We start from the raw sequence: 21,899 nt of genomic DNA, 5'->3' as shown, positions 1-21,899 counted from the left end.
GCCATGACTGAAGTACGGGTCCGTTTCTGCCCGTCACCCACCGGTACACCGCACGTCGGCCTGATCCGGACGGCGCTGTTCAACTGGGCGTACGCCCGCCACACCGGCGGCACCTTCGTCTTCCGCATCGAAGACACCGACGCGGCACGCGATTCCGAGGAGTCCTACCGCGCGATCCTCGACGCGCTGCGCTGGCTCGGGCTGACCTGGGACGAGGGTCCCGAGGTCGGCGGCCCCTACGGGCCCTACCGCCAGTCGGAGCGGCGGGAGCTGCATCTCGATGTGGTGCGCAAGCTGCTGGAGGCGGGCGAGGCGTACGAATCCTTCTCCACGCCCGACGAAGTCGAGGCGCGCCACCGCGCGGCGGGCCGGGACCCCAAGCTCGGCTACGACAACTTCGACCGCGATCTGACCCCCGAGGCCATCGCGGCCTACCGCGAAGAGGGCAGGCCCCCGGTGATCCGGCTGCGCATGCCCGACGAGGACCTCACCTGGCACGATCTGGTGCGCGGCGAGACCACCTTCAAGGCGGGCACAGTACCCGATTTCGCGCTCACCCGCGGTAACGGCGATCCGCTCTACACGCTGGTCAACCCGGTCGACGACGCGCTGATGAAGATCACCCACGTGCTGCGCGGCGAGGATCTGCTCTCCTCGACGCCGCGCCAGCTCGCGCTGTACGCCGCGCTGAAGCGGATCGGAGTGGCGGACTTCACCCCGGAGTTCGGCCACCTGCCGTTCGTCATGGGGCAGGGCAACAAGAAGTTGTCCAAGCGTGATCCGGAGTCGAATCTGTTCGCCCACCGTGACCGCGGATTCATCCCCGAGGGTTTGCTGAATTACCTGGCGCTACTCGGTTGGAGCATCGCCGACGATCACGATGTGTTCTCGATGACCGAGATGGTGGCGGCCTTCGATATTGCGACAGTGAATTCGAACCCGGCGCGTTTCGACCAGAAGAAGGCCGACGCGCTGAACGCCGAGCACATCCGATTGCTGGCACCCGGTGATTTCGCGAGCCGACTGCGCGAGTTCCTCACCGAACACGGTCACATCGGCGCCGAAGTGGACGAGAAGGTGTTCGCGGTGGCGGCGGAATTGGTGCAGACCAGAATCGTGGTGCTGTCCGATGCCTGGGATCTTCTGCGATTCTTGTTCGCACCCGCCGAAGAGTTCGTCATCGATCCCGCGGCGGGCGGCAAGAATCTGGGCGCGGACGCGGTACCGGTGCTCGACGCCGCAATTGCCGCGCTGGAGCCTTTGGCGTCCTGGACCACCTCCGCTATCGAGGAAGCGCTGAAAGTCGCGCTGATCGATGATCTGGGGCTCAAACCGCGCAAGGCGTTCGCGCCGGTGCGGGTCGCGGTGACCGGATCGCACATCAGCCCGCCGCTGTACGAGTCGCTGGAATTGCTCGGCAGGGAGGTGACGATGGCGCGGCTGCGTGCCGCGCAGGCGTGGTCGCCCGCCGCGGAGTAGGTCTGCCCGCCCTCGCTCCGGTCGGCACGGGCCGCCACGGATGTCGTCCGGTGGCGCGCGCCGGCCGGGGCGGGGGGGGGGGGGGCATCGAGGCCGGTTCGCTCGCCGTACGCGGACCGGCTGTGGCAAGCGGCATTTTTCGGCCGAAAACATGGCTTTGACCAGGCGATTTGTAGTTTACCGGTAGAGGTTTGGTAATCTCTTTCTCGGCCGGAACGCGGCCCCGAGGTCAGCCAGGCAGCGGGGTCGAAGGACCTGGTCACTGGGGTATGGTGTAATTGGCAACACAGCTGATTCTGGTTCAGCCATTCTAGGTTCGAGTCCTGGTACCCCAGCGGAGAATGTTGTACGTCTCTCGGTTCGCGGCCGAAAGTAGTTCAGCATCCGGCGATTTGGTCGCCGAGCTTCGGTCAGCTAAACTAACCGAGCTTCCAAAGATCGAAAGATCAACCGGAGATCACTGAGAACGTGAGTGATCAGTCCTGGCCCCGTCGTCTAGCGGCCTAGGACGCCGCCCTCTCAAGGCGGTAGCGCGGGTTCGAATCCCGTCGGGGCTACGCAAGTGAGAGGCCCATGCTCATGGAGAGCATGGGCCTTTCTTGCTTCGCAAGTGTTTTGTGGGGGTGCGGCCCCCACGCCCCACCCGGAGGGGCGTTGCCCCCCGGACCCCCTTGGTGGGTGGTCCCGTTTTGTGGGGGTCGTCACTTTGAGTCTTTGGGATCGTTGGCGAACGGGCCTTTGAAGTCTGCGGTAGGCATGGCCTTCGGGCGGTGCAGGCTCGGTGGGCGGAGGCGCTCCGGCAATCGAGGCGGGTCATCGGATGTCGCCGTTGACCGCTGAGTAACCCTGATTGGCCTTTGGGGGCCTTTGCCGCGTCACCTTCACCAGGCGGTCCTGGTGTACGCGGTCGCCGTGATCGCGCGGCTCACTTCGCGGCTGCCGTTCGCGGCTGGTTGGCCCGGCATCAAGGGTGGATCGAGCCGCCACGAACCTCACAGCCCCATCGCAGCGCCATCTACGTCCGACCACACAGACCGTTTGCACGCCTCGCAGGGGAGGCAGCCTTTGCGAGGGGCGTGAAACCTCTGCGAGGGCAGCGTCAGCGGAGTGTCGGGACCGGGGGCGCTCGAAGCGGCTTGTGGCATGGACAAGTGCGGCGCGCGTTGAACGCTGCGCGGAATCGCGCATGTCGGCGGGCATCCGGTGGTCGATGAAGTCTGCGATGGCTGCCGGGATCGGGGGATTAGGTGCTGTTGGGGTTGTCGATCAGGTGGACGCTCAGGAATCGGGCAGCGTGGGCCCCTGCAATGCGCCGCGGGGCTTGCTGATCGGCGTCGCGCGGCGGAGATTCGGCTGCTGAGTTCCGGGCGGGAGCTCCGTGAGGTCGAGTGCACACCGGCGTCGAGCCTGTGTGGTGGCAGCGGTGGTGTGGTGGCTGCTGCCGGATCTGCGCGAGACGCTGTGCGCACCGTCAGCGCGGATGGGGTCGCGGTGCACATGCCGGGGCAAGGGCGCCGTCGGGGCCGGGCTCCTCGACGGGTCGGCAGGCATGCCCCTGAGTCGCGCAGCGAGTGCGAGCGGACGGATGACGGAAGAGCCGGTCGAATTCGGCGACCAGGCCAACTGAGCGACGATCCACGAACTGTGTTGCCGGAGGTGTTGGCAATCGAAGGTTCGTCTTCGGGGCGAACTCGATCGGAATCGGTGACGTGTTCGGCGCGACGTGCTGCCGCGGGCGGCGAATTGCGTGCGGGCGTTTCGGGGGTGATCTTCGGCGCGAGGAAGAAGGGGAACGGGGCGCCTTCGATGGGATCGCGGGTGGTGAGCCTCGTGATCCGCGGGCGCCCCGTGCCGGGTCGTCGTTATCCGCTCTTGCGGCGGAACTCTCGCTTGTGGCTGGCGGTGCCGTGGGTGGCGGTCGCCTTGGAGTGGCCGTCCATGTGGTCGGCTGCCTTGCCGTGCTGGGCGTTCTTGCGCTCCAGCGCCTCGCGGAACTTGCGCTTCACTTCTTCGGCACTGCCGTTGGGACTTCCCGATTCCGTCATCGCCTGCTCCTCGTCGTCGCGGCCGCGCGCAGGCGCTACCCGCGGGGCGGCGCTGCCCGGCCGAATCGTGTCGAACGACTCGACGCTAACGCGCCGGAGCGCCGCTGTCAGCTCGATTTCCGGTGCGGCGCGGCGCGGCCCCGATCAGTGCGGCGCGCCAGCGATCAGTCCAGAGCGTTGGCGGTCGTGCCGCCGAGCGGCAGCGCGGGCAGGCCGAGTTTGCGGTGATCCCAGCTGCGCACCCGCTCGGGCACCACGCGCACCGCGACCCGCTTGTTGAGCATGTTCTCCACCAGCGGGCGAACCTCTTCGCTGTAGGGGCCGGTGTAGCGTTCCCAGACGCTCACGCCGACCGCGAACAGCCGCTTCGGGTCATCGATGATCTCGGCGCGACCCTCGATCGACACCCCGCGCAGCTGGTCGTAGGTCTGTCCGGCCTCGACCATGCACGTGATGCGCGGATCGCGGCGCAGATTCACCGCCTTCTGCGATTTGGCCTTGGTCTCGAACCAGATCTCGCCATCGATCAGCGCGTACCACATCGCGGTCAGGTGCGGCCTGCCCTGCGGACCGAGGGTGGCCAGCGTCGCGATACGGCTGCGCTCCAGGAACTCGGCGATCTCGGCGTCGGACATGACGATCTGCGCCCGTTGGTTGACTCCCATGGGCCAACTCTAGAGAACAGTTTCTGAAACGTGTTACAGGCGCTTGTGCAGCGCGTCCGCGGCCGCGACCAGATCCGCCGCCCACCGCGCGCCCGGCCTGCGGCCCATCCGATCGATCGGGCCGGAGACCGAGACAGCGGCGATCACGTTGCCCGCGGTGTCGCGGACCGGCGCCGAGACGCTGGCCACGCCCGCCGCTCGCTCGGCCGCGCTCTGCGCCCAGCCGCGCTTGCGCACCTCGGCCAGCGCGCGCTCGCCGAAGACCGCGTCGGCCAGAATGGTGCGCTGCAACTCCGGATCCGCCCAGGCGAGCAGCACCTTGGCGGCCGAGCCCGCGGTGAGCGGCAGCCTGGCCCCGATCGGGACGGTGTCGCGCAGTCCGACGGGGGGTTCCATGGCGGCGATGCAGACCCTGGCGCCGCCGTCCCGGCAGTAGAGCTGGACGCTCTCGCCGGTGATCTCGCGCAGCCGGGGCAGAATAGCGGCAGCGGCCTCCTGGAGCGGGTCGGTGGCGCCCGCGGCCAGCTCGGCGAGGGCCGGTCCCGGCCGCCAGGTTCCGTTGTTGTCGCGGGCGAGCAGACGGTGCACCTCGAGGCCGACGGCCAGCCGGTGCGCGGTGGCCCTGGGCAGGCCGGTGCGGGTGCACAGCTCGTTGAGACCGCACGGATGCTCCGCGACGGCGTAGAGGACCGCCACTGCTTTGTCGAGGACGCCGATACCGCTATGCTGTCTCATAGAACGATATTAGCGTCTCGGATATTGAGATAGTCAAACTCCGCCGGGAAAGTCGCCGTCGAGACGAGCGGCCGGGCGGGGCGACGCGGTCGAGATGTCCGGCGACCCGAATCCACAATTCTGTGCAGCAGTTCCCGCGCACTCAGCCCGAATCGCGGGGGACCGCTGCTCGTCCGAAAGGTGATCGAGAATGGCCGACCGCCCACGCACCCTGGCCGAGAAGGTGTGGGATCAGCATGTCGTCGCGCGCGGCGAGGGCGAAGGTTCCTCGCGCGAGCCCGATCTGATCTACATCGATCTGCATCTGGTGCACGAAGTGACGAGTCCGCAGGCCTTCGACGGACTGCGGGCCGCCGGCAGGAGGGTGCGCCGCCCCGACCTGACCATCGCGACCGAGGACCACAACGTCCCCACCACAGATATCGATAAGCCGATCGCCGATCCCGTTTCGCGGACCCAGGTCGAGACGCTGCGGCACAACTGCGCGGAATTCGGTGTCCGGCTGCACCCGATGGGTGATCTGGACCAGGGCATCGTGCACGTGGTCGGTCCGCAGCTCGGCCTGACCCAGCCGGGTACGACGGTGGTGTGCGGCGACAGCCACACCTCCACGCACGGCGCGTTCGGCGCGCTGGCGATGGGCATCGGCACCAGCGAGGTCGAACACGTGCTGGCGACACAGACTTTGTCGCTGCGCCCGTTCAAGACGATGGCCGTCAACATCGACGGTCAGCTGCCGCACGGCGTCACCAGTAAAGACGTGATCCTCGCCGTGATCGCCCAGATCGGCACCGGCGGCGGTCAGGGCTACGTCCTGGAGTACCGCGGCGAGGCCGTGCGCGCCATGTCCATGGAGGCGCGGATGACGATGTGCAACATGTCCATCGAGGCGGGCGCCCGCGCGGGCATGATCGCGCCGGACGAGGTCACCTACGAATTCCTGAAGGGCCGTCCGCACGCCCCCGAGGGCGCCGACTGGGATGCCGCCGTGGCGGCCTGGGACGCGCTGAAGACGGAGGAGGGCGCCGTTTTCGACGCCGAGGTGCACATCGACGCGAGCGCGCTGACGCCGTTCGTCACCTGGGGCACCAACCCCGGTCAGGGTTTGCCCCTGGGCGCCGCGGTACCCGACCCCGCCGAGATTGCCGACGAGACGGCGCGTGAGGCCGCGGAGAAAGCGCTGCGGTACATGGATTTGGAGCCGGGAACTCCGCTTCGGCAGATCCCGATCGACACCGTATTCGTCGGATCGTGCACCAACGGGCGCATCGAGGATTTGCGCGCTGTGGCCGGGATTTTGAAGGGACGGCGCGTCGCGGACGGCGTGCGAATGCTGGTTGTACCGGGCTCGATGCGGGTTCGCGCTCAGGCGGAAAAAGAAGGATTGGGCGAGATTTTCACCGCGGCAGGCGCCGAATGGCGGCAGGCGGGTTGTTCGATGTGCCTGGGAATGAACCCGGATCAGCTTTCGCCGGGCCAGCGCTGCGCCTCGACCTCCAACCGCAACTTCGAAGGCAGGCAGGGCAAAGGCGGGCGTACCCACCTGGTTTCTCCGCTGGTGGCCGCCGCGACGGCCGTCCGCGGAACTCTCTCCTCGCCCGCCGATCTGAACTGACGCCGCACGACACCCCCTATCTACCCAGGAGAATCCGATGGAAGCCTTCACCGTGCACAAGGGGATCGGTGTACCGCTGCGCCGCTCCAACGTCGACACCGACCAGATCATCCCGGCGGTCTATCTGAAGCGGGTCACTCGAACCGGATTCGAGGACGGACTGTTCGCGGGCTGGCGAACGGACCCGGACTTCATTTTGAACACCGAGCCCTTCAACCGGGGTAGTGTGCTGGTTGCGGGTCCGGATTTCGGTACCGGTTCCTCACGCGAGCATGCCGTATGGGCTCTGTCGGACTACGGCTTTCGGGTGGTCATCTCGCCCCGATTCGCCGACATCTTCCGTGGCAATGCGGGCAAGGGTGGCCTGTTGGCGGCCCAGATGTCACAGAACGATGTCGAATTGCTCTGGAAGATGATCGAGGAACAGCCCGGTCTCGAATTGGTAGTGGATCTCCAGGCGCGCACCGTGACGGCGGGAACCGTCGTGTTGCCGTTCGATATTGATGACTACACCCGGTGGCGTCTGCTCGAGGGTTTGGACGACATCGGTCTGACGCTGCGGCGTAGCGACGTCATCACCGAGTTCGAAAAGGCAAGGCCGGCTTGGAAGCCCACCACCCTGCCCGCGCATATTTCGCAGGCGTAATCAATCAGGGACGATAGCTGGACGTCATGGTGGGCGGTAGCTAGACGTGTGCTAAACCACCATGAATTTTGGCGTGGCACATAGACTCTTGCTCAAAGTGGGTTTACCGTGGTACCTAGTCGGTCCGACGACGGGCCATTAGTCTGCGGAGGATTCAATGAACAAGGCGGAACTGATCGACGTTCTGACCGAAAAGTTGGGTACGGACAGGCGCACGGCTACCGCGGCAGTCGAGCATGTTGTGGACACCATCGTGCGCGCGGTGCACAAAGGCCAGAGCGTCACGATCACCGGATTCGGTGTGTTCGAACAGCGTAAGCGTGCTGCCCGTGTGGCTCGGAACCCGCGCACCGGCGAAACCGTCAAGGTCAAGCCGACTTCGGTGCCCGCGTTCCGTCCCGGCGCCCAGTTCAAGGCGGTCATCGCGGGCAAGCAGAAGCTCGCGGCGACCGGCCCTGCGGTCAAGCGCGGCGTGAATGCCCCTGTGGCCGCGAAGAAGGCGGCCGCCAAGAAGACGGCGGCGAAGAAGGCCGCCGCCAAGAAGGCGACCGCCACCAAGGCGCCCGCCAAGACGACGGCCAAGAAGGCTGCGGCCAAGGCTCCTGCGAAGACCACCGCCAGGAAGACCGCCGCCAAGACCGTCGCGAAGAAGGCTCCCGCCAAGAAGACGGCCGCCAAGGCCACCGCGGCCAAGAAGACCGCGGCCAAGAAGACGGTTACCAAGGCCACCGCCGCCAAGAAGACCACAGCGGCGAAGAAGGCCCCTGCGAAGAAGACCGCGGCCAAGAAGGCTCCGGCCCGCCGCGCACGCTGAGGATCGGTCGGCGGCCCGGCCGACTGACCAGCCATACGGACCGGAAACGGCCCCGGGGATCGCCCCGGGGCCGTTTCGGTCTGTCCGCACCCGGTTTCGGGGCGGGGATCTCCTAGCGCGCCTTCGGCGGGCTCGATGGCCCTACGGCTTCACCAAGCCCGTCGACAGCGACCGGTCGAGGTGATCGGCGGCCACCATCCGCCCGCCCGCGAAAGACAGCACCCATACGCTGCCCTTGCGGTTGCGCGCGGGTGGAAGGGTGAGCCCGGACCGGCCCGCCCACCAGGACAGCAGATCGGGAATCACCTTGCCCTGGCTGCACACAACCCGCACCGCGCCGTGCGGCTCCAGCTCGACGGCGCGTTCCCTGGCCTCGTCCCGCGCTGCCGCGTAACCGCTTTCGGACAGCAGCGGCTCCAGATGGATCTCCACACCGAGTTTCTCGGCCAGCGGCTCCACCGACTGCACGCACCGCGCGGGATCGGCCGAATAGATCTCGCTCGCGCCGAAAGCCAGCAGATGCGGCACCAATGCCTGGGCCTGGTCGCGTCCGGCGCGCTCCAGCGGACGTTCGTCGTCGGGACCGTCGAATCGGTCGCGGTGGCCCGCTTTCGCGTGCCGCACCAGCAACAGGGTGTCGGTGGCGGCGGGCAGTCTGCTGAATGCCCGCACGACCTGGCGATCCATCGGATAGGACAGCGCGTCCATCACCCGATCGAGCGGATACCAGGTCAGCACGTCCACTTCGGAATTGGCGGTGAATTCGCCGCCCGCCACTTCCGCCGCCCAGTAATCGACGCGTTTGAGTTTGCGATGGCCGGGAACGGGGTAGGTGACGTGCCCGAGGTAGCGGCCGAGACGGGAGTCGAGGCCGGTCTCCTCGCGCACTTCGCGCACGGCGGCCAGCACCGGGGTCTCACCCGGGTCGAGCTTGCCCTTGGGCAGCGACCAATCCTGGTATTTGGGCCGGTGGACGACCGCGATCTCGACGCCGCCGGGCGCCGCGGGGGCGCGGCGCCACAGCACGGCGCCAGCGGCGTGAATATTGGCCGTCACTCGGGGATCCCAGAATGGGCCCCCGTCCATTTCGTATCCCGTCGTGGCATTCACGGTCGTTCCGGTCTCCGCAGTCGCATGAGGAATTCTTGATGGTCGCGCACTTGCTCACCGTCCTCGCCGGCGTGCTCCGGCGAGGCCTGCCAGCTGCCATCCGGTTGGAGTACCCAGCAGCGGGTGGTGGGATACAGGGCGGAGTCGAAGACGGCGCCCAACTGCTCGCGCAACTTGGGATCCTTCACCTGCGCCATCACCTCGACCCGGCGGTCCAGGTTGCGGTGCATCATGTCGGCGCTGCCGATCCAGTACTCGTCCTGCGCTTGGAAGTGCATGATCCGCGAATGCTCGAGGAAGCGGCCGAGGATGGAGCGCACCTCGATGTTGTCGCTCATGCCGGGCACGCCGGGACGCAGCCCGCAGATGCCGCGCACCACGATCTGCACCGGCACCCCCGCTTGCGAGGCGCGGTACAGTGCGTCGATCACCTGCTCGTCCACGATCGCGTTGGCCTTCAGGCGGATTCGCGCGTCGACGCCCTCCAGCGCGAGCTCGGTCTCGCGCTGGATGCGGTCGATGATGCCGGCGCGCACGCCCTGCGGAGCGACAAGCAGGTTGTGGTAGTTGGCTTTTCGGGAGTAGCCGGTCAGCGAGTTGAACAGGTCGGTGAGGTCGGCGCCGATTTCCGGTGCGGCGGTGAGCAATCCGACGTCCTCGTAGAGGCGGGCCGTCTTCGGGTTGTAGTTGCCGGTGCCGATGTGGCAGTAGCGGCGGATGGTCGAACCCTCGCGCCGCACCACCAGGCAGGTCTTGCAGTGCGTCTTGAGACCGATCAGGCCGTACACGACGTGCACGCCCGCCTGCTCCAGCGCCCGTGCCCATTTGATGTTGGCCTGCTCGTCGAAGCGGGCCTTGATCTCCACCAGGGCGACCACTTGCTTGCCCGCCTCGGCCGCGTCGATGAGCGCGTTGACGATCGGGGAGTCGCCGGAGGTGCGGTAGAGGGTCTGCTTGATCGCGAGCACCTGCGGGTCGGCGGCCGCCTGCTCGATGAAGCGCTGGACGCTGGTGGAGAACGAGTCGTACGGGTGGTGCACCAGCACATCGCCCTCGCGCAGCGCCTGGAAGACGTTGCGCGGGGTCTCGCGCTCGCCGAAGGCGGGCGGGGTGGCCGGAACGTAGGGCGCGTCCTTCAGGTTCGGCCGGTCCACGCCGTACACCTGCCACAGGCAGGACAGGTCGAGCAGGCCGGGCACCTGGATCACGTCCCCGGGATGCACGTCGAGTTCGCGCAACAGCAGATCGAGCATGTGCTCGGTCATGTCGTCGGAGACTTCGAGCCGCACCGGCGATCCGAAGCGGCGGCGGGCCAGCTCGCGCTCCAGCGCCTGTAGTAGGTCCTCGTCGCGGTCCTCGTCGACCTCGAAGTCGGCGTTGCGGGTGATCCGGAAGGAGTGGTGCTCCACCACGTCCATGCCGGGGAAGAGCTGATCCAGGTGCGCGGCGATGAGTTCTTCCATCGGCAGGAAGGCGGCGACCGAGGAACCGGACGAGTTGCGCCGCACGCGCACGAAGCGGTCCACGTTGTCGGGGACCTTCACCCTGGCGAAGTGCTCGCCGCCGGTGGCGGAGTCCTTCACCGTCACGGCGAGGTTGAGGCTCAGTCCGCTGATGTAGGGGAACGGGTGTGCCGGATCGACGGCCAGCGGGGTCAGCACCGGAAAGACCTGATCCTGGAAGTAGGCCGAGAGCCGCTGGCGCTCATCGTCGTTCAGGTCGCGCCACACGATGATGGCGATGCCCTCGGCGGTGAGCGCGGGCAGCACCGAATCGAGGAAGGCCCGCGCGTGCCGGTCCGCGATCTCCTGCGCGCGGGCCGCGATCAGCTCCAGTTGCTCGCTCGGCGAGCGGCCGTCGGCCGAACGCACCGACAGCCCGGTCTCGGCGCGACGCTTCAGCCCGGCGACCCGGACCATGTAGAACTCGTCGAGATTGGACGCGAAGATCGCGAGGAATTTGGCGCGTTCGAGCAACGGCAGCGAGGCGTCCTCCGCGAGGGCGAGCACCCTGGCGTTGAAGTCGAGCCAGCTCAGTTCCCTGTTCAGGTAGCGATCACGTGGCAACCGCTGCGGAGCCTGGTCCGACTGCACCGGGGTGACGGCCGGTGGAGGCGTGGGCAGCAGCTGCTGTTGCTTGACGGTTTCCGTATCGCTCACGTCAACGATCATCCCCTACGAACCGCGCGGTGTGCAGGTCCACATCGGGATTGCAGGCCGGATCACGCCGTTTCGGCGATCCCCTAGCACACGTGACGAAAGGGTTCGTGAACACGACAGGACCAGCCGATGTCACGCAGCACAGCGCGGGTGGCGTCGCCCGCCCCGAGTTCGACCGCCAGGTCGAGATCCGCGGCGGTGTCGACATCGAGGCGCAGTCCCGGCCAGTGTCCGGTCAGATCCGCTGCGCCCGCCGCGATGTGCTGTCGGGCGGAGTCGGCGCCGAACCGCGGATCCAGCGGCGCGACGCCGTCGCGGACGACGAGCGCGGCCGTGCCGGTCCCGGCGTGGTCGACGACCACCGCGCGCCTGCCGACCGGCGCGACCGCCAGCATGTCCGCCAGTTCCTCGGGGCGCAGCGCAGGCAGATCCGCTTGCAGTGCGAGCAGTTCGACCGCGCCGTGGCGCCTGCGCAACGCGGTCGCGGCGTCGGACAGCGCGGTGTTCAGTCCGTCGGAGTCGGCGATGCGCGGTTCCGGGTGCACGTGCGCGCCGAGCCCGCCCGCCAGCTCGGCGACTGCGGGATCCGGGGTGACGACGGTGACCGACCGGACCTGCGAGACCGCCGCGGCGGCCGACACGGTGTCGGCGAGCATGGCGAGCACCAGCCGCGCCCGGTGCTCCGGGCGCAGCCGGTCGGCCAGTCGGCTCTTGGCCAGATCGAGGCTCTTGACCGCGATCACGGCGTGCACGGCGTGCGGGCGCATGGTCCCAATCCTTCCATGGCATATTGGGCAGATGACGAGGGCGGCAGTACTTGGCGCGGGATCGTGGGGCACCGCGTTCGCGAAGGTGTTGGCAGACGCCGGAACCGAGGTCACCATCTGGGCCCGGCGCGCCGAGGTGGCCGAGGCGTTGGCCTCCGAGCATCGCAATCCCTTCTACCTGCCCGGTGTGCAGCTGCCGCCGGTGGCCGCCACCGACGATCACGAGCGGGCGCTGGACGGTGCGCAGCTCGTGGTGCTCGCCGTGCCGTCCCAATCTCTGCGCGCGAATCTCGAGGCGTGGAAACCGGCGCTGCACGGCGCGATCACCGAGCACGACGCCACGCTGCTGAACCTCGCCAAGGGCATCGAAACGGGCACGCTGCTGCGGATGAGCCAGGTCATCGCCGAGGTGACCGGCACCGAGCCGAGCCGCATCGCGGTGCTGTCCGGGCCCAATCTGGCCAAGGAGATCGCGGCCGGTCAGCCCGCGGCCACCGTGATCGCGTGCGCCGACACCGCCCGCGCGGAGGCGGTGCAGCAGGCCAGCAACACCGGCTATTTCCGGCCGTACACCAACACCGACGTGATCGGCTGCGAGATCGGCGGCGCGTGCAAGAACGTCATCGCGCTGGCCTGCGGCATCGCCTCCGGCATGGGTCTCGGTGACAACTCCATCGCCAGCCTGATCACCCGCGGCCTCGCCGAGATCATCCGGCTCGGCGTCGCGCTCGGCGCCGAGCCTGTGACGCTCGCGGGCCTCGCCGGGGTCGGCGACCTGGTCGCGACTTGTACCTCGCCGCTGTCGCGCAATCGGTCCTTCGGGCAAGTGCTCGGCGCGGGCGGATCGATGGAGGCAGCCCAGGAGGCCACCCATGGACAGGTGGCCGAGGGTGTGAAGTCGTGCACATCGGTGCGCGCACTGGCCGCCGCGCACGAGGTGGAAATGCCGCTCACCAACGCGGTGCACCAGGTGTGCCACGAGGGCCTCTCGATGCGCGAAGCCGTCGAGAATCTGCTGGGGCGGCGCGTCAAGCCCGAGTGATCGCCGCAGGGTAGCGGTCGCTATGACCGCCGCCCACCGGCCCGGTCCGCGATCGCCGCGCCGCCGCGGGCGGGTACGGTTCGGGGCATGACGAACCGGATCAGGGTGGCTGTGGTGTTCGGCGGGCGCAGCAATGAGCACGCCGTCTCGTGTCTGTCGGCCGGCAGCGTGCTGCGGAACCTGGATCCGGAGAAGTACGAGGCCGTCCCGATCGGCATCACCACCGAGGGCGGCTGGGTGCTCGGCGGCGCCGACGTCGCCGCGCTGCGCCGCAAGGACGACGCGCTGCCCTCCGTCGACGCCTCCGGCACCGCACTGACGCTGACCCCCGACCCGCAGCGTTCGGGGTCGCTGGTGGCGCTGGACGACCCGGGCGCCGCGCTCGGCTCGGTCGACGTGGTGTTCCCGATCCTGCACGGCCCGTTCGGCGAGGACGGCACCTTGCAGGGCATGCTCGAGCTCGCGGGTGTCCCGTACGTGGGACCCGGCGTGCTGGCCAGCGCCGCTGGCATGGACAAGGAATTCACCAAGAAGCTGCTCGCGGCCGATGGCCTGCCGATCGGCACGCAGGTGGTGCTGCGACCCGGCGTCGCGACGCTGTCGGCGGCCGAGCGGGAACGGCTCGGGCTTCCGGTGTTCGTCAAACCCGCCCGCGCCGGTTCCTCGCTCGGCATCACGAAGGTGGACGACTGGAGCGAGCTGGACACCGCCATCGCGACGGCGCGCGCACACGATCCGAAGGTGATCGTGGAGGCGGGCATCGTCGGTCGCGAGGTGGAATGCGGCGTGCTGGAATTCCCGGACGGCCGGGTGGAGGCCAGCGTGATCGCCGAGATCAGGATGCCCGACGACGACGCTCCCGAGTTCTACGACTTCGACACCAAATACCTCGACGACGTCTGCGAGTTCGACGTGCCAGCGAAGCTCGACGACGAGGTGGCCGAGCAGATCAGGGAGCTGGCGGTGCGCGCCTTCCGCGCCCTCGACTGCCAGGGGCTGGCCCGCGTGGACTTCTTCGTCACCGAGCAGGGGCCGGTGATCAACGAGATCAACACCATGCCCGGCTTCACCGCGATCTCCATGTATCCCCGCATGTGGGAGGCGACCGGGATCGACTACAACGTCCTGATCTCGACCTTGATCGACACCGCGCTGGTGCGCGGCACCGGCCTGCGCTGACCGCTGCGAAGGCTGCCGCGCGGATCAGTTCGGCAGCGGGCCCGGATCGAGCTCCGTGGCGGGCAGGTTCGCCGTGATGGTGTCGGAGACCTCCTGGAGCGGAGTCGGCCCCGAACCGTCGGGCACCGTCAGCGCGATGTAGGTGCCGCGGTCGACGGCGAACCAGGTGCTCGCCTCGGCCGCGTCGTCGCGCACCTCGAACCACTGCACGTCGTTGACGATCTGCAACGGCGAGGCGCGATGGAATTCCAGCGGTCGATCCAGCCCGCAGCGCAGCACGATGGCGTTCCCGCCGTCCGGGCGCTGCCAGGCGCGGGTGGCGGGCGGAGCGGGTTCCACCAGGGTCGACTTGGTGAACTCGCCCAGCTCGGCGGGCAACGCGGGCAGCAGCTTGGTGCAGGCTTCGCCCTCCGCGGCGGGCGCGGGCACCGGGCCGAGCGCCAGCGGCTCCCGCTCCACCGGCATGCGGCGGGCCAGCACGGCGGCGACCAGGACGGCGACCACCAGAACCACCGGCAGTGCTACCGCCGTCGCGATCAAGGCGGGCGGGTACGGGCGGGATTCCTCGTTCGCGTCGTCGGCGTCGGAATCTCCTGTGGTGCTGGTACTTTCGTCGGCCTCGCCGGTGACGGGCTTCTCGCCGGTGGCCTCGGATTCCTCGTCGGCGCGCGAGTCCCCGGCAGCGTCGGAGCCGTCGGGACGCGGCTCGTCCGAGGCTTCGGGCTGCTCGACGGTGTCCGACCGGTCGGCGGACCGATCCGCGGCCGCCCCCTTGCCGAGGCCGGTCGGCTTGTCGTCGTCGGTGGGGTCATGGCCCTTCGACGAGTCGCTGTCCGACGAGTCCGCCGCCATGCGTACCGGTCCTTCCTCTTCGCGCTCGCTGGAGCCGGTCGGCGCGGGTCGCGCTGCCTGCGTCGCGGCGGGCGCGCGCACCGACTCGGTGGTCTCGATTGCCCAGGACAGGGTACCGTCGAGCCGATTTCAGCTGGCATTACCTCGGAAGGGGACCGGTCATCAGCGAGAGCGCGGCGCCGCGGACGGTGCGTGAGCTGGGAGAGTTCGCGCTGATCGAGCGCATCAACGCCCGCCGGGTGCAGGCGCCCGCCGTGCTGCTCGGCCCCGGTGACGACGCGGCGCTGGTCGCCGCGCCCGACGGCCGGTTCGTGGTGACCACCGACATGCTGGTCGAGGGACGCCACTTCCGGCGTGACTGGTCGAGCCCAAGGGAGATCGGCCGCAAGGCGATCGCGCAGAACGCCGCCGACGTGGTCGCCATGGGCGCGGCGCCGACGGCCTTCGTGGTGGCGCTCGGCTGCCCCGCCGAGACTCCCGTCGCGGTGATCGACGAACTGGCCGACGGCCTGTGGGCCGAGGCGGCGCGCGCGGGCGGCTCGATCGCGGGCGGCGATCTGGTCCGCAGCCCCGAGTTGGTCCTCTCGGTCACCGCGTTCGGCGATCTGCGCGGCGGCACGCCGGTCACCAGAGCCGGTGCGCGCGTGGGAGACACGGTCGCCGTGGCGGGCAGGCTCGGCTGGTCGGCCGCGGGACTGGCCGCGCTCACGCGGGGCGTCGACGCCGAGGAGTTCGCCGAAGCGTTTGCCGCCCACCGGGTTCCGCAGCCGCCCTACGAGGCGGTACTCGGTTCGACGTGGCGAGCGGGACACTCGCTCACCGATATCTCCGACGGACTGCTCGCCGATCTCGGTCATATCGCCGACGCCTCGGGTGTCGCGATCGATCTCGACGCGGCCGCGCTGCGCGACCCCGCGCTGGACGCGCTCGCGCGCAGGCTGGATGCCGATGCGGCGCAATGGGTTCTGGCCGGGGGCGAGGATCACGCCTTCGCCGGGACCTGGCCGGAGGGCGCTGAGCTGCCGGAAGGATGGCGTGCGATCGGCCGCGTGACGGCCGGGTCGAGGGTCACCGTCGACGGTGCGCCGCACCGGGGCGGCAGCGGCTGGGAATCGTTCCGTGGGGCGGACTCGGCGTCCGGGCCCGAGCCACGATAGGTTGTGCGGTCATGGGTGCGAAACCACTGTCGGAAATCATGGATTCGGGCTGGGCACAGGCCTTGCAGCCGGTCGAGGACCGGATCGCGGAGATGGGTGAATTCCTGCGAACCGAGAACACCGCGGGCCGCGGCTACCTGCCCGCGGGGGAGAACGTGCTACGCGCTTTCCAGCGGCCGTTCGACAAGGTGCGCGTGCTGATCGTCGGCCAGGATCCGTACCCGACGCCCGGCCACGCCATGGGACTGAGTTTCTCTGTGGCGCCAGATGTTTCGCCCGTACCGCGCAGCCTGGCCAACATCTTCTCCGAGCTGCACAAGGACCTCGGCCACCCGACGCCCTCCTGCGGCGATCTGAGCCCGTGGTCGGACCAGGGCGTGCTGCTGCTCAACCGCGTGCTCACCGTCTCGCCCGGCCAGCCCGCCTCGCACCGCGGCAAGGGCTGGGAGGCGGTCACCGAGCAGGCCATCCGCGCGCTCGTCGCGCGCGACGAGCCGCTGGTGGCGATCCTGTGGGGTCGCGACGCCTCGACGCTGAAGCCGCTGCTGAGCCAGGCCGAGGTGCCCTACATCGAGTCCGCGCATCCCTCGCCGCTGTCCGCGTCCCGCGGGTTCTTCGGCTCGCGCCCGTTCTCGCGGGTCAACGAACTGCTCGATGAACTGGGCGCCGAACCGGTCGACTGGCGCCTGCCCTGATCCCGCTCGCCTCCCGGCCCGCCGGGAATCAGCACCACCCGCATCACCGCACGAACACGATATCGAGGAGCACTGCAATGCAGCACAACACCGTTCGCGGCGCCCTGCGCGGCACCACCGCCACGCTGGCCATGGCCGCCGCTATCGCGGGCGCCACGTCGGCGGCCACCGCCGCGCCGCTGAAACTGGAACCCGCCGTGGAGACCAGCGAGACCGCGCCTGCGGCGCCGGTGGCCGAGGAGTTCACCTCGACCGGCTCCTCCACCATCTCGGCGTCGGTGAACGCGAAGGTCGCGTGCCTGTTCCAGCGCACCTTCAGCGCCATGCGCCTGGACTGCTGAGCACCGAGTTCACCGAGGCTCACGACGAGCCGTGCACGTACTGTGCGATCCTCAGATCGTGAGTAATGCGAACAATCTTCTCGAGCCCACCCGGCTGCGGCTGCGCGGTTCGGGTGGCATCGAGCTGGCCGCCGACCAGTTCGGCCCGGTCGGCGGCCCGCTCGTCGTCTTTCTGCACGGCGGCGGACAGACCAGGCACTCGTGGAAGCAGACCGGCGCGAAACTGGCCGCGGCCGGGATGCGGGTGATCACCCTGGACGCCCGCGGCCACGGCGACAGCCAGTGGTCGCCGGACCGCGACTACACGCGCGAGACGATGGTCGCGGATCTGACGCTCGTGCTCGAACAGCTCGATGCCGCGGCCGCACCGGGCGGGGGTGCGGTCGTGGTCGGCGCCAGCATGGGCGGCATCACCGGACTGCTGACCTCGGCCACGCCGGGCGGCGCGGCGATCCGCGCGCTGGTGCTCGTCGACATCGTCACCCGCCCCGAGCCCGAGGGCGTCGCCCGGGTGATCGACTTCCTCAGCAAACATCGCGACGGCTTCGACACCCTCGAACAGGCTGCCGACGCGGTCGCGGAGTATCTGCCGCACCGGCCGCGGCCGAAGAACACCGACGGCCTGCGCCGCAATCTGCGCGAGCGCGACGGCCGCTGGTACTGGCACTGGGACCCGGACATGCTGCGCGACCGCGTCGAGGATCCGAGCGCGATGACCGAGCAGATGGAGGCGGCCGCCGCGCGGCTGCGCATCCCGGTGCTGCTGGTGCGCGGCATGCAGTCCGATGTGGTGAGCGCCGAGGGCGCGGCGGCGTTCCAGGCGCTGGTGCCGCACGCCGAACTGGTCGAGATCGGCGGCGCGGCGCACACCGCGGCCGGTGACGACAACGACGCCTTCACCGACGCGGTCGCGAAGTTCGTGGTGGAGAACCTGACGTAGCTCAGGCCGGGTTCCGGTAGTCGGGCTTGCGCTTGGCCACGAAGGCGTCCACCCCTTCCCGGCCGGTGCGGCTGTTCGCCGCCGTGGCGATGAAATCGCGCTCCAGGTCCAGCTGTTCGCTCAGCGTCGTCGAATCCGACTGTGCCAGAAGCGATTTGATGCTGGCATGGGTGGAGCGCGGCCCGCGCGCCAGCTCCTGCGCGAGCGCGAGTGTCGCGCTGCGCACTTCGTCGTCCGCGACGAGGCGGCTGAGGATGCCCAGCCGCACGCCCTCCTCGGCGTCGAGGACGGCGTCGGTGAGCAGGATCTCGCTGGCCCGTCCCGCGCCGACGATGCGGGGCAGCGTCCACGACATGCCGCCGTCGGGGCTCAGGCCGATGCCGGGGTAGGCGGGGCGCAGCTTGGTGGACGGGCCGCCCAGCGCGATATCCGCGGCGCAGACCAGGCTCATGCCCGCGCCCGCCGCCCAGCCCTGCACCGCGGCGAGCACCGGCACGCGGGTCTCGTCCAGTGCGCGGACGAACGCGTGCAGGTCGGTCGCCAGGCCGTGGATGTGGGCGGCGCGATCCTCGGCGGCGGCGAAGCCGCGCACGTCGCCGCCCGCGCAGAAGTTCGCGCCCGATCCGACGAGCACGACCGCGCCGATCTCGGGGCCGAGGTCGGCGAGCGCCGCGGTGCCCGCGGTGATCCCGGCGAAATCCATCGAGGTGCCGTTGGCGGCAGTGGCGATCGTGATCTGGAGGACGTCGTCGACGGTCGTGACGTAGTCGGTCTGCGCGGTGGAAGTCATGAGGGAACACTATCGTTCGCTCGGGCGGGATCTCGACGCCCGTTCCGGCTTCGGGCTACCCGGTCGCGCGGGCCGGGCGAATCATCCGCACCTGCATCGCGACGGTGAAGTCCTCCACCTTGCGCGCACCCTCCAGCGCGAAACCGTGCTTGCGGTAGAAGGCCTGGGCGCGCGGATTGTCCTCGAACACCCATAGCGAGCACGGCCGATCCGGGTCGACGGCGGCGGCCAGCAGTTGGTCGGCCAGGCCCGTGCCGTACCAGCCGGCGCGCACGTACAGCGCGTTGAGTTCGATCGGAGCGACCGGGGCACGGTCCCGGGACAGGCCCGAACTCGCGAACCCGATGACGGAGTCGCCGACGACCGCGACGTGCGTGCTGTCGGGATGGGCGGTGCGGACGCGGTCCCACGCCTCGGCCCGCCGATCCACGTCGAAGGCGTCGAGCACGTGAGCGGGGACCAGGCCGCGGTAGGCCTCACGCCAGCAGGCGATGTGGCATTCGGCCAAGCTGTGCACGTGTTCGGCGGCGAGCGGCGTGATCCGCCATGCTCGCGAGGGCGCCTCGGCCATCCGATGTCCCCGCTGTGGTCGGCGTACTGGAATACCTACCGACGACGACGCCCCGGACCACCCTTGTCGGGCGCCGGGGCGTGTGTCTTGGTGCTGATCGACCGGCGGCCGAATCAGCCGCGAGCGACCTTGCCCGCCTTCAGGCAGGAGGTGCACACGTTCATGCGGCGGGTGTTGCCCGGGGCAACCTGCGCGCGCACGGTCTGGATGTTCGGGTTCCAGCGACGGTTGGTGCGCCGGTGCGAGTGCGAGACCGACTTCCCGAAGCCGGGGCCCTTGGCGCAGACGTCGCAGACGGCAGCCATAGTCGCGAACTCCTTCATGTCATGTGGGGACCGCCGCACAATGATGCGGCATGTCCGGAAACAATGTCGTGATGTGCCCTGCCGACTGACGTCGGCCAGCGCAGGCCAGCTTCAGGCCGCACGAGCAACCCAGCAAGGGTAGCCAATGCCGTGCCGATCCGCCAAACCGGGACCCGGTCGGACGGGCCGTCCCGGCCGTCGAACACCCGTCGAGCATACCGATTCGGTGTCACGCGCCCGCTGTCGGTATCGCCAGCTAACCTGGCGAACGGTGGTGACGCCGGTGGGCGAGAAGGGAGCGAGGTGACGGTGCCGGGGCAGCGGGACGAGATGGACGGCGCGGCGCTGAGGCTCTGGAGCCGCCTCTGTCTGGACGACCTCGAAGAGCGCCGCGCGGAGATCAACGCGCTCAATGTCTTCCCCGTCGCCGACGCCGACACCGGGACCAATCTGCTGGCCACCATGCGCGCGGCCGTGCAGGCGGCCGACGCCGCGCAGGCCGCGGCGAGCGCGAATCAGGTCGCCGCGGCACTGGCGCGCGGCGCCACCGCGGGCGCGCGGGGGAATTCCGGCATCATCCTCTCGCAGGTGCTGCGCGGCATCGCGGAGGCGACTACGGAGGGACCGCTCACCGCGACGACCCTGCGCGCCGCCTTGCACCGCGCCGCGGCCCTGGTCCGCGAGGCGTTGAGCGTCCCGGTCGAGGGCACCATCCTCACCGTGCTGGAGTGCGCGGCCGACTGCGCGTCGGCCTGCGCCGAGGACACGCTCGCCGAGGTCGCCGTGGCCGCCGCCGACGGCGCGGCGAAGGCGCTCGGCGAGACCCCGTCCCAGCTCGGTGTCCTGCGGGCGGCGGGCGTGGTCGACGCGGGCGCGCGCGGTCTGGTGGTGCTGCTGGACGCGCTGGTCGCGGTCGTCCTCGGCGAGACGCCGACCAGGCCCGAGTACCTGCCTGGTGAATTCGCCGCGGTCGCGGAGGCCGCGGAAGTCGTGGACAGCGCGGGCGACGAGCCGCATTTCGAGGTGATGTACCAGCTGTCCGACACCGACCTGGCGCGCATCACCCGTCTGCGCGAGCGCCTCGCCGAGCTCGGCGATTCCGTGGTCGTGGTCGGCGACGGCAGCGGGAACTGGTCCGCGCACGTGCACTGTGCCGACGCGGGCGCCGCCGTGGAGGCGGGGCTGGCGGCGGGCGCCCTGCGCGACATCCGGATCGAGAGCTTCGCCATCACGGCCCCGGTCGGCCGCGATCATCTGGAGCCGCCGCGCCCGCGCGACGCGGGCCCCGCCGATCGCGGTGTGCTGGCCGTCGCCGCGGGCTCGGGCGCCGCGGCGCTGTTCGAGGCGGCGGGCGCGGCGGTGCTCGGCGCGCATCCGGTCACCTCGGCCGCGCTGCTCACCGCGATCCGGCAGATGCCGCATCGCGAAGTGCTCGTGCTGCCCAACGGCGCGCTGCCCGCGCACGAACTGGTGGCCGTCGGTGTCGCCGCTCGCGACGCGCACCGCGACGTGCTGCTGCTGCCGAGCGGTTCCATGGTGCAGGGCTTGGCGGCGCTCGCGGTGCACGATCGCGGCCGGATCGCCGTGGACGACGCGTTCGCGATGTCGGAGGCGGCCGCGGCCACCCGATGGGGTGCGCTGCGGGCGGCCTCGCACCGCGCACTGACCATGGTCGGGACCTGCGAGCCGGGCGACGGACTCGGCCTGGTCGGCCACGACGTGGTGGTGATCGACCGCGACGTGCGCGGCGCGGCGCTGACGCTGCTCGACCGGATGCTCGGCCTCGGCGGCGAATTGGTCACCCTGTTGATGGGTGCGGACGCGCCCGCCGGTCTGGCCGAGGAATTGAGCGCGCACATCGCGCGGAGCTTCCCCGGCGTCGAGGTCACGGTGTATTCCGGTGGGCAGCAAGGGGATCTGGCGCAGATCGGGGTGGAATGAGCGAACGTAGTGAGCGAATCATGTGCCAGCGCGCGTTGCGCATGGCGGAGC

The 21,899-nt window shown here is 69.5% G+C and carries 21 protein-coding genes and 2 tRNA genes; 13 read left to right on the top strand and 10 right to left on the bottom strand.

Going from position 1 to position 21,899, the window contains the following annotated elements; genetic code table 11:
* Positions 1-3: 3 nt before the first annotated feature.
* From gltX to ACRWNM_RS35105, 3 genes are all read left to right on the top strand, one after another.
* Positions 4-1,479: a glutamate--tRNA ligase gene (gltX, locus tag ACRWNM_RS35115; RefSeq protein ID WP_431972471.1), complete on the top strand. Its 1,476-nt coding sequence runs from the start codon at positions 4-6 to the stop codon at positions 1,477-1,479.
* A gap of 263 nt (positions 1,480-1,742) precedes the next feature.
* A tRNA-Gln gene (locus tag ACRWNM_RS35110) sits at positions 1,743-1,814 on the top strand.
* A 149-nt stretch (positions 1,815-1,963) separates the two neighbouring features.
* Positions 1,964-2,036, top strand: a tRNA-Glu gene (locus ACRWNM_RS35105).
* Between the two features lie 1,305 nt (positions 2,037-3,341).
* On the opposite strand, the gene ACRWNM_RS35100 is transcribed toward ACRWNM_RS35105, so the two are convergent.
* The 3 genes from ACRWNM_RS35100 to ACRWNM_RS35090 all read right to left on the bottom strand — a co-directional run bounded on the left by ACRWNM_RS35100 (position 3,342) and on the right by ACRWNM_RS35090 (position 4,924).
* The gene (locus ACRWNM_RS35100) at positions 3,342-3,524 is read right to left on the bottom strand and encodes a DUF5302 domain-containing protein (protein ID WP_431972470.1); all 183 of its coding nucleotides are present in this window, start codon (positions 3,522-3,524) and stop codon (positions 3,342-3,344) included.
* 164 nt (positions 3,525-3,688) lie between these two features.
* Entirely contained in the window at positions 3,689-4,189 is a 501-nt protein-coding gene (locus ACRWNM_RS35095) for a pyridoxamine 5'-phosphate oxidase family protein (protein WP_431972469.1), read from the bottom strand.
* Between the two features lie 33 nt (positions 4,190-4,222).
* Positions 4,223-4,924: an IclR family transcriptional regulator gene (locus ACRWNM_RS35090; protein WP_067781941.1), complete on the bottom strand. Its 702-nt coding sequence runs from the start codon at positions 4,922-4,924 to the stop codon at positions 4,223-4,225.
* 190 nt (positions 4,925-5,114) lie between these two features.
* Here ACRWNM_RS35090 and leuC point away from each other — a divergent pair, with 190 nt between their 5' ends.
* The 3 genes from leuC (at position 5,115) to ACRWNM_RS35075 (ending at position 7,999) form a co-directional block, all read left to right on the top strand.
* The gene (gene leuC / locus ACRWNM_RS35085; RefSeq protein WP_431972468.1) at positions 5,115-6,539 is read left to right on the top strand and encodes a 3-isopropylmalate dehydratase large subunit; all 1,425 of its coding nucleotides are present in this window, start codon (positions 5,115-5,117) and stop codon (positions 6,537-6,539) included.
* Positions 6,540-6,576: 37 nt separating this feature from the next.
* Complete coding sequence (gene leuD, locus ACRWNM_RS35080) at positions 6,577-7,185, top strand: 3-isopropylmalate dehydratase small subunit (RefSeq protein WP_431972467.1); 609 nt, start codon at positions 6,577-6,579, stop codon at positions 7,183-7,185.
* Between the two features lie 157 nt (positions 7,186-7,342).
* Positions 7,343-7,999: an HU family DNA-binding protein gene (locus tag ACRWNM_RS35075; RefSeq protein ID WP_431972466.1), complete on the top strand. Its 657-nt coding sequence runs from the start codon at positions 7,343-7,345 to the stop codon at positions 7,997-7,999.
* Between the two features lie 141 nt (positions 8,000-8,140).
* Here ACRWNM_RS35075 and ACRWNM_RS35070 read toward each other — a convergent pair whose 3' ends face one another.
* From ACRWNM_RS35070 to cofC, 3 genes are all read right to left on the bottom strand, one after another.
* Positions 8,141-9,085, bottom strand: a complete 945-nt coding sequence (locus ACRWNM_RS35070) for an NUDIX hydrolase (protein WP_431972465.1) — start codon at positions 9,083-9,085, stop codon at positions 8,141-8,143.
* A 20-nt stretch (positions 9,086-9,105) separates the two neighbouring features.
* Entirely contained in the window at positions 9,106-11,280 is a 2,175-nt protein-coding gene (locus ACRWNM_RS35065; RefSeq protein ID WP_431972464.1) for an RNA degradosome polyphosphate kinase, read from the bottom strand.
* A 71-nt stretch (positions 11,281-11,351) separates the two neighbouring features.
* Complete coding sequence (gene cofC / locus ACRWNM_RS35060) at positions 11,352-12,035, bottom strand: 2-phospho-L-lactate guanylyltransferase (protein WP_431972463.1); 684 nt, start codon at positions 12,033-12,035, stop codon at positions 11,352-11,354.
* 31 nt (positions 12,036-12,066) lie between these two features.
* Between cofC and ACRWNM_RS35055 the strand changes: the two genes are divergently transcribed.
* On the top strand, positions 12,067-13,077 hold the full coding sequence (locus ACRWNM_RS35055) for an NAD(P)H-dependent glycerol-3-phosphate dehydrogenase (protein ID WP_431972462.1): 1,011 nt from the start codon (positions 12,067-12,069) through the stop codon (positions 13,075-13,077).
* 87 nt (positions 13,078-13,164) lie between these two features.
* Complete coding sequence (locus ACRWNM_RS35050) at positions 13,165-14,256, top strand: D-alanine--D-alanine ligase family protein (protein ID WP_431972461.1); 1,092 nt, start codon at positions 13,165-13,167, stop codon at positions 14,254-14,256.
* A gap of 24 nt (positions 14,257-14,280) precedes the next feature.
* Here the strand turns inward: ACRWNM_RS35050 and ACRWNM_RS35045 are convergent, their stop codons facing one another.
* A complete protein-coding gene (locus ACRWNM_RS35045; protein ID WP_431972492.1) occupies positions 14,281-14,796 on the bottom strand; it encodes a DUF3515 domain-containing protein in 516 nt (171 codons plus the stop codon).
* 473 nt (positions 14,797-15,269) lie between these two features.
* Between ACRWNM_RS35045 and ACRWNM_RS35040 the strand changes: the two genes are divergently transcribed.
* The 4 genes from ACRWNM_RS35040 to ACRWNM_RS35025 all read left to right on the top strand — a co-directional run bounded on the left by ACRWNM_RS35040 (position 15,270) and on the right by ACRWNM_RS35025 (position 18,241).
* Positions 15,270-16,265 (top strand): thiamine-phosphate kinase, encoded by a 996-nt coding sequence (locus ACRWNM_RS35040; RefSeq protein WP_431972491.1) that lies wholly within the window; start codon positions 15,270-15,272, stop codon positions 16,263-16,265.
* An 11-nt stretch (positions 16,266-16,276) separates the two neighbouring features.
* A complete protein-coding gene (locus ACRWNM_RS35035) occupies positions 16,277-16,960 on the top strand; it encodes a uracil-DNA glycosylase (RefSeq protein WP_431972460.1) in 684 nt (227 codons plus the stop codon).
* Between the two features lie 77 nt (positions 16,961-17,037).
* Positions 17,038-17,301: a hypothetical protein gene (locus ACRWNM_RS35030; protein WP_431972459.1), complete on the top strand. Its 264-nt coding sequence runs from the start codon at positions 17,038-17,040 to the stop codon at positions 17,299-17,301.
* 58 nt (positions 17,302-17,359) lie between these two features.
* The gene (locus tag ACRWNM_RS35025) at positions 17,360-18,241 is read left to right on the top strand and encodes an alpha/beta fold hydrolase (protein WP_431972458.1); all 882 of its coding nucleotides are present in this window, start codon (positions 17,360-17,362) and stop codon (positions 18,239-18,241) included.
* Between the two features lies 1 nt (position 18,242).
* Here ACRWNM_RS35025 and ACRWNM_RS35020 read toward each other — a convergent pair whose 3' ends face one another.
* The 3 genes from ACRWNM_RS35020 to rpmB all read right to left on the bottom strand — a co-directional run bounded on the left by ACRWNM_RS35020 (position 18,243) and on the right by rpmB (position 19,907).
* Complete coding sequence (locus tag ACRWNM_RS35020; RefSeq protein ID WP_431972457.1) at positions 18,243-19,031, bottom strand: enoyl-CoA hydratase/isomerase family protein; 789 nt, start codon at positions 19,029-19,031, stop codon at positions 18,243-18,245.
* Between the two features lie 55 nt (positions 19,032-19,086).
* A complete protein-coding gene (locus ACRWNM_RS35015) occupies positions 19,087-19,602 on the bottom strand; it encodes an N-acetyltransferase family protein (RefSeq protein WP_431972456.1) in 516 nt (171 codons plus the stop codon).
* Between the two features lie 113 nt (positions 19,603-19,715).
* Positions 19,716-19,907 (bottom strand): 50S ribosomal protein L28, encoded by a 192-nt coding sequence (gene rpmB, locus ACRWNM_RS35010; protein WP_039799620.1) that lies wholly within the window; start codon positions 19,905-19,907, stop codon positions 19,716-19,718.
* A gap of 330 nt (positions 19,908-20,237) precedes the next feature.
* On the opposite strand from rpmB, the gene ACRWNM_RS35005 reads away from it, so the two are divergent.
* Positions 20,238-21,848: a DAK2 domain-containing protein gene (locus ACRWNM_RS35005; protein ID WP_431972490.1), complete on the top strand. Its 1,611-nt coding sequence runs from the start codon at positions 20,238-20,240 to the stop codon at positions 21,846-21,848.
* The last annotated feature ends 51 nt before the right edge of the window (positions 21,849-21,899 follow it).

Source organism: Nocardia sp. bgisy134 (assembly GCF_965341865.1).
GTDB lineage: Bacteria > Actinomycetota > Actinomycetes > Mycobacteriales > Mycobacteriaceae > Nocardia.
This window is presented reverse-complemented; position numbering and strand designations above follow the sequence as displayed.